This window comes from Propioniciclava sp., from assembly GCF_036744435.1.
Classification (GTDB): Bacteria; Actinomycetota; Actinomycetes; order Propionibacteriales; family Propionibacteriaceae; genus Propioniciclava.
In genome coordinates this window covers 1-10,259 of sequence record NZ_DAIOIA010000109.1, presented here as the reverse complement: position 1 = coordinate 10,259, position 10,259 = coordinate 1, and the positions used below count along the sequence as shown (strand labels likewise).

The following is a 10,259-nucleotide window of genomic DNA, read 5'->3' as shown; positions in this document are numbered from 1 at the left end:
CTTGGCAGGCACGGGTGCGGAGGGTTCGGCCACGGCCACCGGCGGGTTGTTCGCGGGCGGTGCTGCCTCGTCGGCGGCGCGGGCGGCGAAGAACGCACGCCACGCGGGGTCAACCGAGTTGGGATCGGACGAATAGGCCTCGAACATTTCCTCGATGAGCCAGTCGTTGGCACCGAAGTCCGTGAGGTCGCTGGAGTTGTTGCCGGGCGCCGTCGCCACCATTGCCTTCTTCCATTCGCTCGCGCACGGACGACCTGTCTGTGGTTGGCCGCCCTCCGTCCGAGCTTAGCCAGGAATGGCAGCCGGGACGAACCTGGACACGCTCGACAGGCGCCCGGGGGAGAGGAGGTGAGGCATTCTCGTCGGCGGGCCGACGAGAACTCGACGAAAAGGGGCGCCCCCAGCAGGATTCGAACCTGCGCTCCCGCCTCCGGAGGGCGGTGCTCTATCCCCTGAGCTATGGGGGCAACGCATGGCCACGAGGGCCGTGGACGACTCTAGCACCATCGTGGCGGTGTCTGAGCCGCGCCAGGCGAAGGCGGCCGTGTCCGCGACCTGACGCGGATCGTGTCGGCCCGGGTGAACGTGGCAAAGTTGAGCGTCGTGACCCATATGCACGTTGCCGGATCGATCCATGCCGACGTCAGTTCCGCCGCCCCGGTGTGGCTGGACCGGCCGACGGACGCCAACGCCCTCGTCGACGGCTTGTGGAGTGGCACCACGGTCCGTGGCCCCGGCGGGGAGATGCACGTGGGCGGTCTGCCTGTGAGCGACATCCTCGCGCAGGCAGGATCGCCGGTATACGTGATCGACGAGATCGACTTCCGGGGGCGGGCGCTTACCTGGGCTCAGGCGTTCGCCGGGTGGAAGGTCTATTACGCGGGCAAGAGCTTCCTCAGCGGGACCATCGCCCGCTGGGTCTTCGAGGAGGGCCTCAACCTGGATGTGTGCTCGCTTGGCGAGCTGACCGTCGCGCTGCGCGCGGGCTTCGACCCCGCCCGGATCGGCCTGCACGGCAACAACAAGTCCGAGGATCTCCTCCGCGTCGCGCTCCAGTCCGGGGTGGGGCGGATCATCATCGACAGCGCCGACGAGATCGCGCGCCTGGAGCGGCTCGGCTCCGAGTTGGGCGTGCGGCCGGACGTGCTCATCCGCGTCACCACCGGCGTCGAGGCGCACACCCACGAGTACATCGCCACCGCGCACGAGGACCAGAAGTTCGGATTCTCGATCGCAGGCGGGCAGGCGTTGGTTGCGCTGGTGCGATGCCAAGGCAGCGCGCACCTCAATCTCGTCGGTCTGCACAGCCACATCGGCTCGCAGATCTTCGACACCAACGGCTTCGAGGTGGCGGCCCGTCGGACCCTGCGGCTGATGAGCCAGTTCAAGGAGGCGACCGGCGTCACCTTGCCCGAACTCGATCTGGGTGGGGGCTTCGGCATCGCGTACACGATCGACGACTCCCCGGCCACGCCCGCCGATCTCGCCCACGGCCTCTCCGAGATCATCGAACACGAGTGCCGGGCCTTCGGTCTGGACAAGCCGATGCTGTCTCTCGAACCCGGCCGAGCGATCAGCGGCCCTCCCGGCACAGCGCTCTACACGGTCGGCACCATCAAGGACGTCGAACTCGGCGGCGGGCAGTCCCGGCGCTACATCAGCGTCGACGGCGGCATGAGCGACAACATCCGGCCGGCGCTCTACGCAGCCGAGTACTCCGCCGTCGTGGCCGGTCGCGTCACTGACGCGCCCCCGACGCTGTCGCGGGTGGTGGGCCTGCACTGCGAGGGCGGCGACATTCTCGTGCGCGACGTGTTCCTGCCCGGGGACGTGCGGATCGGTGACGTCATCGCGGTCCCGGCCGCGGGGGCCTACAGCCGCTCGATGGCCAGCAACTACAACCACACCCCGCGTCCCGCGGTCGTCGGTGTGCGGGACGGTAAGGTGTCGGTGATCCTCCGGCGTGAGACGCTGGACGATCTGCTGGCCCTCGACGCCGGCCTGGACTGACACGGACTGCGAGGACGACGAGGACCATGATGACGATCGGGGACGCCCCTGTGCGGGTGGCGCTGCTGGGCTGCGGCGTCGTGGGGTCACAGGTGGCCCGGATCCTGGTGGAGCAGGCCGACGATCTGGCCGAACGGGTCGGCCGCCCGCTGGAACTGGTGGGTATCGGGGTCCGACGCACCATCCCGCGGCCTGGCATCGACCCGGCTCTGCTGACCACCGACGTTCCGGCTTTGGTGCGCCGCGAGGACGTCGACATCGTGGTGGAACTCGTCGGCGGCGTGGAGCCGACGCTGGATTACCTGCTGGATGCGATCCGCGCGGGCAAATCGGTGGTGACGGCGAACAAGGCCCTGCTGGCTCAGCACGGTGACGCCATCTTCGACGCTGCCCGGGACTCCGACGTCGATGTCTACTATGAGGCGGCGGTGGCCGGCGCGATCCCGATCATCCGCCCGCTGCGGGAGTCGCTGGTCGGCGACGCCATCACGAGCGTGCTCGGCATCGTCAACGGCACGACCAACTACATCCTCGATCAGATGCACACGCGCAAGTCGACGTTCGCCGACGCGCTGGCCGAGGCGCAGGCGCTCGGCTACGCCGAGGCGGATCCCACCGCCGACGTCGAAGGCTACGATGCCGCGGCCAAGGCCGCGATCCTGGCGTCCCTGGCGTTCCACACCCGGGTTCACCTCGACGATGTGGACCGTGACGGGATCAGCGCCATCGCCGTGGCCGATATCGCGGCGGCGGAGCGGCTGGGCTGCGTGGTGAAGCTGTTGGCTCGTTGCACCGTGTCCGAGGACGGCACCGTGGCCGTGGGGGTTCATCCGACCATGGTTCCGCTGGAACACCCGCTGGCTGGGATCCGCGGTGCCTACAACGCCATCTTCGTCGAGTCGGTGAACGCCGGTCGGCTCATGTTCATGGGTCCGGGGGCGGGCGGCTCGCCGACGGCGTCCGCGGTGCTGGGGGACATCGTCACCGCTGCGCGCAACCGGGTCCGGGGTGTGTCCGGCCCGGGGGAGTCGGCGTACAGCAGCCCCGGGATCACCCCTGCGGGGGCCGTCCGGTCGCGCTACTACCTCTCTGTCACCGTGCGCGACGAGCCCGGCGTCCTCGCGCGGGTGGCCGAGGCCATGGCGCGACAGGAGATCTCGATCGCCGCGGTGCGGCAGGAACAGATCGATGAGGGCGGCTGGGCTCACCTGGGTGTCACGACGCATGAGGCCGCGCACGACGCGGTACAGGCTGTGGTGGCACACCTGCTGGGGACCGACGATGTACACGGAGACGTGCGGGTGTTGCGGGTGGAAGGGGCCTGACGTGTTGGTGGCGTGCTTGGACTTGGAGGGCGTGCTGGTCCCGGAGATCTGGATCGGAGTCGCCGAGTGGACCGGGATCGACGAGTTGCGGCTCACGACCCGCGACATCTCCGACTACGACGAACTGATGCGGCACCGGCTGAGGGTGCTGGACGCGCACGGCATCGGCCTGGCCCAGATCCAGGAGGTGATCGCCACGATGGCGCCGCTGCCCGGGGCCGCTGCGTTCCTCGACTGGCTCCGTGAGCGGTTCCAGGTGGTCATCTTGTCGGACACCTTCTACGAGTTCGGCATGCCGTTGATGGCTCACCTGGGGCATCCCACGCTGCTGTGCCACCGGCTGAACGTCGTCGAGAACCGCATCGTCGGCTACACGCTCCGCCAGACCGACCAGAAGACCAAGGCGGTGGCGGCGCTCCAGTCGCTGAACCTCACCGTCATCGCGAGCGGCGACTCCTACAACGACACCGGGATGCTGACCCAGGCGCAGGCGGGCATCCTGTTCGACCCCCCGGCCTCGGTGGTCGCCGAGTTCCCGCACTTCCCGGTCGCCCGGGATTACGACCAGCTTCGGGTGGCCTTCTCGGAAGCGGCGGCGCGTGTCGGGTAGCGCCGCCCCCCAAGCAGTCACCACGGCGACATGGAACTGGCGCTCCGTCCTGACGACGGTCGGGTGGTTCCTGCCCCCGATGGCGGCCGCCCTGTACATCGCTGCCGTGACGATCCCCGGCAGCACCCTCGTGCCCTGGTCGCCCGCCATGATCGACCTGGACGTCTACCGGCGTACCGGATCCATGCTGCTGGCGGGACAGGACTTCTATGTCGCTGAGGGACTCCCGTGGATCTACCCGCCCTTCGCCGCGTTGCTGACCATCCCCTTGGCGGTCGTCCCGCTTGTCGTCGCCCAGGTGGGCTGGATCGCGCTCACCGTGGTGTTGCTCATGGCGATGCTGTACCGGCTGGGGTTGTCCGGCTGGGTGCTGAGCCTGGTCACCACGGTTGCCGTCGTGGCTGCAGAGCCGGTGCGAGAGACCCTCGGCTTTGGTCAGTTGGGCGTCTTGCTGGTGGCAGCCGCAGTCCTGGACTCCATGCCCGGACGCCGGATCCTGCCACGACGGGTCACCCCAGAAGGCACCTGGATCGGCCTGGCGACCGCTGTGAAGCTGACTCCCGCCACCGTCGCCGCCTATCAGTTCTTCGCTGGCCGCCGCCGCCCCGGGCTGGTCGCCTTCTTCACGTTCGTGGCTGCGACCGGCCTGGGCGCATTGGTGCTGCCTGCGGGGACGATGCACTACTGGACGGGGCTGCTGTCCGGCGACTCGGGCATCAACGCCGGAATCGTGTTCAAGACCAACCAGTCCGTCATGGGTGCGTGGGCGCGCCTGTTCGGCGAGCTGTCGCGCGGTGGCCTGGTGCTGAGCGCGGTGGTCGCGGTGATCGGCATCGCCGCGGCGGTGTTGGTGCATCGGGCGGGACGGGTGAGCTTGGCGATCTGCGTCGCGGGCCTCACCAGCCTGCTGGCCTCCCCGATCAGCTGGTCGCATCACTACGTGTGGATCGTTCCGCTGACGGTCGTCCTCGCGCTCGGCGCCGACCTGCCGCGCAGCGTCCGCTGGTTTGGCCTGGTGTATGCGGCCTGGGTGTGGGTGGCTCCGTTCAAGGCGCTGCCCGGCGGTGATGGCGCTGAACTCCTCTACACACCCACTCAGCAGCTGGTGGACAACCTCGGCATCGCCTTGGGGATCGCATTCGTCGTGTTGTGCGGGGTGTGGGCCTGGCGTTCCCGCCCGACCTCCGCCTGAGCGTGACCGTGGTAGGCTGGTTTCAGCGCACCAGGTTGCGTGGCCCCCGCAGGTGGGGCGCCGAGGTCAATCGGTGAAGCCTGCTCCCCATATTTCGAGTGTCACCGCTGGTCTGCGACCCGCCCGTTGACGCGCCCCCTCGAGGCAGAGTGCCCGGAGGGAACCCGAGAGGATCCACGTGTCCGACATCGATTCGATGCTTCTTCCTGACCTGAAGAAGCTCGCCACCTCACTCGGCGTCAAGTCCACCGGCCTGCGCAAGGCCGAACTCGCCAGCGCGATCAAGGCGACGCAGTCCGGCCAGGGCAACGGTGCCCGCCGCACCGCCCGCGCCGAGGCGACGCTGCCCCTGGAGTCGTCCGCGCCCGCCCCGGAGGTGGCTCCCCTGGAGCGTGCGCGCCGTGAGCGGCCCGCCAAGAAGGCCGAGCCCGAGCAGTCCGAGCGCCGCGCGCCTCAGGCCGAGCGTTCAGCCTCGCAACCCGAACCGCAGGAGCGCACCGACGCGGCCGCGAGCGACGATGTGGCCTCGCGTCTGGAGGCGCTGGCCGCCGAGGGGCCTCGTCGCGGACGCAACCGGAACCGGGCGCCGGAGTCGGCTGAGCAGCGCCCCTCCGCTACTCCGGTCGAGGAACCGCGGCAGCAGCCGACCAGCACAGCCACGCACACTGCGCAGCGTTCCTCGGACTCCTATGACGACGACTCCCAGGGCGGACGTCGCAATCGCCGGCGGCGCAATCGCGACCGCAACAACCGCCGCTCCGGTGGCACCGGGGGCGGACGCAACGCAGGCCTGGACAAGATGGAGGCCGAGCCGACCGTGACCGAGGACGATGTCCTGACCGAGGTCAGCGGCATTCTCGATGTCCTCGACAACTACGCCTTCGTGCGCACCTCGGGCTACCTCCCCGGCAACAACGACGCCTACGTCTCCTTGTCCATGGTGAAGAAATGGGGCCTGCGCAAGGGGGACATCGTCACCGGCGCGATGCGCGCGCACCGCGAGGGCGAGCGGCAGAAGTTCAGCCCGCTGGTCCGGATCGACACCATCAACGCCGCCGATCCCGCGCTCGCCAAGGATCGTCCCGAATTCAACAAGCTCACCCCGCTCTACCCGCAGGACCGGCTGCGGCTGGAGACCACCCCGAACAACATGACCGGCCGCATCATCGACCTGGTCTCGCCGATCGGCAAGGGGCAGCGCGGCCTGATCGTGTCCCCTCCGAAGGCGGGCAAGACGATGGTCATGCAGTCGATCGCCAACTCGATCGTGGTGAACAACCCCGAAGTGCACCTGATGGTGGTCCTGGTCGACGAGCGTCCCGAGGAAGTCACCGACTTCCAGCGATCCGTCAAGGGAGAGGTGATCGCGTCCACCTTCGATCGTCCCGCCGACGATCACACCACCGTGGCCGAACTGGCCATCGAACGCGCCAAGCGCCTGGTGGAACAGGGCCACGACGTGGTCATTCTGCTCGACGGCATCACGCGGCTGTCCCGGGCCTACAACCTGGCGGCGCCCGCCTCCGGCCGGATCCTGTCCGGCGGCGTGGACTCCGCGGCGCTGTATCCGCCCAAGAAGTTCTTCGGCGCTGCCCGTAACGTCGAGAACGGCGGATCGCTCACGATCTTGGCCACCGCGTTGGTGGAGACCGGCTCCAAGATGGACGATGTCATCTTCGAGGAGTTCAAGGGCACCGGCAACATGGAGTTGCGCCTGCGCCGCGAGATGGCCGACAAGCGCATCTTCCCCGCGATCGACGCGGTCGCCTCCGGCACGCGCCGCGAGGAGCAGCTCATGACCCGGGAGGAGTTGGCGATCATGTGGAAGCTGCGCCGCGTCCTGTCCGGGCTGGAGGATCAGGCCGCGCTGGAGATGCTCATCAACCGACTGCGCAAGACCCAAACCAACCTGGAGTTCCTGCACGTCATCAGCCGTACCACGCCGAGCGGCGACTGATCCGCGTGCGCCGCGCCGTCGGGAATGCCCCGGCGGTGCGCCGCGTTTGATGCAGCGAGCCTCATACGGCAGAATGGGGCGGCGGTGCCGGTTCACGCCCGAGCTCAGGCTCGACATCCTTTGGCGACCCGGCCCCTTCACACAGAGGAGATTCCATGAAGCAGGGTATTCACCCCGAGTACGTGGAGACCACGGTCACCTGTACCTGTGGCAACACGTTCACCACGCATTCGACCGCTCCCGGCGGCGTCATCCGCGCCGAGGTGTGCGCGGCCTGCCACCCGTTCTACACGGGCAAGCAGAAGATCCTCGATACGGGCGGTCGCGTCGCCCGCTTCGAGAAGCGGTACGGCAAGCGGAACGGCTAGTCCGTCACAACGCCGGGTGTCAGGAGTCCTCCTGGCACCCGGCGTCGTCTTTGCCCCCGTCAGCAGTTCCATCGAGAGGATCCGAATGTTCGGTCGTGCCCACGAGCTCGTTGAGGAGTTCGACGCGTTGACGCAACGCCTCGCCGACCCGGCCACCCATGCCGACACCGCCGTGTCGCGACGGGTGGGGCGCCGGTACGCCGAACTGACGCCGATCGTGAAGGCACTGGCCGAGCACGAGGCGCTTACCGCGGACGTGGAGGCGGCACGAGAACTTGCCGCCGAGGATCCCGCCTTCGGCGCCGAGGCCGACAGCCTCGCTGAGCGGCTGGGGGAACTGGAAGAGAAGCTGGCCGAGTTGCTGGCGCCTCGCGACCCCCACGACAGCGCGGATGCGCTGATGGAGATCAAGTCGGGGGAGGGGGGTGAGGAGTCGGCACTGTTCGCCGGAGACCTGTTCCGGATGTACAGCCGGTATGCCGAGCACCGGGGCTGGAAGGTCGAGGTGCTCGAGTCAGCCGAGACGGACCTGGGCGGCTTCAAATCCCTCACGCTGGCGGTGAAGGCCGGCGGCCACGGTTCCCCCGATGCGATGCCCTACGGCGTTTTGAAGTTCGAGGGCGGCGTCCACCGGGTGCAGCGCGTGCCGGTCACCGAAACCCAGGGGAGGATTCACACCTCGGCCGCAGGCGTGCTGGTCATGCCCGATGTCGAAGACGACACCCAGCTCGAGATCGACCCCGATGACCTGCGTATCGATGTCTACCGGAGCTCCGGTAAGGGCGGCCAAGGTGTGAACACCACCGACTCCGCCGTCCGCATCACTCACCTGCCCTCGGGGGTCGTCGTGACCTGCCAAAACGAGCGCAGCCAACTGCAGAACAAGGCGTCGGCGATGCGCATTCTGCGCGCCAGGCTCGCTGCTTTGGGGGAGGAGCAGGCGGCCCAAGAGGCGGCGGCGACGCGGCGCTCGCAGGTGCGTACCGTGGACCGCTCCGAACGCATCCGGACGTACAACTATCCCGAGAATCGGATCGCCGACCACCGCATCGGCTACAAGGCCTACAACCTGGACGCCGTGCTGGCGGGGGACATGTCCGGCGTGATCGAGGCACTCCAGGCCGCCGACCTGGCCGAGCGGTTGGCGTCCGCGGGTGCCTGAGGCGTCTATCTCCCGGCTGGTTGCCACGACCGCCGCTCGCCTGGGCTCGGTGGCCGAGGCGCGGCTGCTCCTGGCGCACGTCCTGGGCGTCGAGACCGCGGCGCTGTTGCTCGCAGCGCCGCCGGATGAGGAGGCGGCCGCGCGGTTGGAGGCGGCCCTGGTGCGGCGCGAGACGGGAGAGCCCGTCCAGCACGTCACGGGCCGGGCGCCATTTCGGACGGTGACCCTCAACGTGGGCCCGGGCGTCTTCATCCCGCGGCCCGAGACCGAGGTGATGACGGGCTGGGCCCTCGAACGCATCGCCGACATCTCCGCGTCCGGGCGTATCCCGATCGTCGTCGAGCTCTGTGCCGGATCCGGCGCCATCACCAAGGCGCTGGCGACCGAGGCCCCCCAGGGCCGGTATGCGGCGGTCGAGCTTTCGGAGGAGGCCTGGCCCTACCTGGTCGACAACCTGGCGGGCTTGCGGGTCGACCTCCGAGGGGGCGACATGGCCGAAGCGTTCGAAGACCTGGACGGCACGGTCGATCTCGTCATCGCCAACCCGCCCTACGTTCCGGTGGAGCATTGGGCCGACGTGCCGGCCGAGGTGCGTGACCACGACCCCTGGCTGGCCTTGGTGTCGGGGGAGGACGGCCTGGATGCCATGCGTGTCGTGGCGGAGGTGGCGACCCGGTTGCTGCGCCCGGGCGGGTTCGTGTGCGCGGAGCACGCCGAGGTGCAAGCGATGAGCGCACCGGCGGTCTTCCTGCAGACCGGCCAGTTCACGCGCGTCCACGATCACCTCGACCTCACCGAGCGACCACGGTTCGTGACCGCGGTCAGGGCTGGCAGGATGGGCGAGTGACGTATTCGGTGATCGCCATCGGCGAGGAAGAGACGGCCTTCTCGGCAGCGCAGGCCGCCGTCGTGGCGGGTGAGGTGATCGTCCTGCCCACCGACACCATCTACGGGGTCGGAGCGCTCGCGACGTCTGGGGCCGCGGTGCAGCGACTGCTGGACGCGAAGGAACGCGGCAGGGACATGCCGCCTCCCGTCCTGGTGGCCGAGATCGGCATGGTCCGGGCGCTCGCGAGCGGCACGGACGACCGCCTGACGCGCCTGGCGGAGGCGTTTTGGCCGGGAGCACTGACGGTCGTCCTCACCGCGCGCGACTCGCTGCGGATGGATCTTGGGGATCGGGGCGACACGATCGCCGTCCGCGTCCCCGCACAGGAGTTCACGCGTGAGCTACTCCGCCGTACCGGCCCGCTGGCCGTCAGCAGCGCCAATGTGCACGGTCGGCCCGCGGCGACGACCATCGCCGAGGCCATCGGGCAGTTGGGGGAGCGGTGTGCGGTCTATCTGGATGCTGGCACGGTGGACGATCCGGCCCCGTCGACCATCGTCGATCTCACCGGAGTACAGGCGCGGGTCTTGCGCGCCGGTCGCATCAGCATCGATGAACTCAACGCGGCGGTCCCCGGACTGATCGAGGTCGTCTCTGACCAGGCTCCCGCGGGTGAGCCAGCCACTGTGAGCGGGGAGGCCCCCGCCGGGGGCGAAGCGGACGCCGACGCCACCGCACGCACCGTCGACACGCCTGTGCAGCCCGACGAGGCCTGAGCGGTGCGCGAGTATCTGCTGGTCCTGTTC

At 69.0% G+C, this 10,259-nt stretch carries 10 protein-coding genes and 1 tRNA gene; 9 read left to right on the top strand and 2 right to left on the bottom strand.

Annotation, left to right across the window (positions count from 1 at the left end):
- Both V7E09_RS12295 and V7E09_RS12290 read right to left on the bottom strand, forming a co-directional pair.
- Nucleotides 1-222 (bottom strand): 2-oxoglutarate dehydrogenase E1 subunit family protein (locus V7E09_RS12295; RefSeq protein WP_324523457.1); only part of this gene is annotated, 222 nt, incomplete at its 3' end.
- Between the two features lie 173 nt (nt 223-395).
- A tRNA-Arg gene (locus tag V7E09_RS12290) sits at nt 396-467 on the bottom strand.
- A gap of 136 nt (nt 468-603) precedes the next feature.
- Between V7E09_RS12290 and lysA the strand changes: the two genes are divergently transcribed.
- From lysA to V7E09_RS12245, 9 genes are all read left to right on the top strand, one after another.
- Nucleotides 604-2,010: a diaminopimelate decarboxylase gene (gene lysA, locus V7E09_RS12285; protein WP_324510215.1), complete on the top strand. Its 1,407-nt coding sequence runs from the start codon at nt 604-606 to the stop codon at nt 2,008-2,010.
- 29 nt (nt 2,011-2,039) lie between these two features.
- Nucleotides 2,040-3,335 (top strand): homoserine dehydrogenase, encoded by a 1,296-nt coding sequence (locus tag V7E09_RS12280; RefSeq protein ID WP_442956890.1) that lies wholly within the window; start codon nt 2,040-2,042, stop codon nt 3,333-3,335.
- 1 nt (nt 3,336) lies between these two features.
- A complete protein-coding gene (gene thrH / locus V7E09_RS12275; protein WP_324510213.1) occupies nt 3,337-3,945 on the top strand; it encodes a bifunctional phosphoserine phosphatase/homoserine phosphotransferase ThrH in 609 nt (202 codons plus the stop codon).
- Nucleotides 3,935-5,137: a glycosyltransferase 87 family protein gene (locus V7E09_RS12270; protein WP_324523456.1), complete on the top strand. Its 1,203-nt coding sequence runs from the start codon at nt 3,935-3,937 to the stop codon at nt 5,135-5,137. Before thrH ends, V7E09_RS12270 begins: the two co-directional genes overlap by 11 nt.
- A 178-nt stretch (nt 5,138-5,315) precedes the next feature.
- Nucleotides 5,316-7,094 carry a transcription termination factor Rho gene (rho, locus tag V7E09_RS12265; protein WP_324510211.1) on the top strand — a complete coding sequence of 593 codons (1,779 nt, stop codon included), beginning with the start codon at nt 5,316-5,318 and terminating at the stop codon, nt 7,092-7,094.
- A gap of 155 nt (nt 7,095-7,249) precedes the next feature.
- The gene (gene rpmE / locus V7E09_RS12260; RefSeq protein ID WP_324510210.1) at nt 7,250-7,462 is read left to right on the top strand and encodes a 50S ribosomal protein L31; all 213 of its coding nucleotides are present in this window, start codon (nt 7,250-7,252) and stop codon (nt 7,460-7,462) included.
- Nucleotides 7,463-7,547: 85 nt separating this feature from the next.
- Nucleotides 7,548-8,624 (top strand): peptide chain release factor 1, encoded by a 1,077-nt coding sequence (gene prfA, locus V7E09_RS12255; protein WP_324510209.1) that lies wholly within the window; start codon nt 7,548-7,550, stop codon nt 8,622-8,624.
- Entirely contained in the window at nt 8,617-9,471 is an 855-nt protein-coding gene (gene prmC, locus V7E09_RS12250; protein ID WP_324523455.1) for a peptide chain release factor N(5)-glutamine methyltransferase, read from the top strand. Before prfA ends, prmC begins: the two co-directional genes overlap by 8 nt.
- A complete protein-coding gene (locus V7E09_RS12245) occupies nt 9,468-10,229 on the top strand; it encodes an L-threonylcarbamoyladenylate synthase (protein ID WP_324523454.1) in 762 nt (253 codons plus the stop codon). Before prmC ends, V7E09_RS12245 begins: the two co-directional genes overlap by 4 nt.
- Nucleotides 10,230-10,259 lie beyond the last annotated feature (30 nt).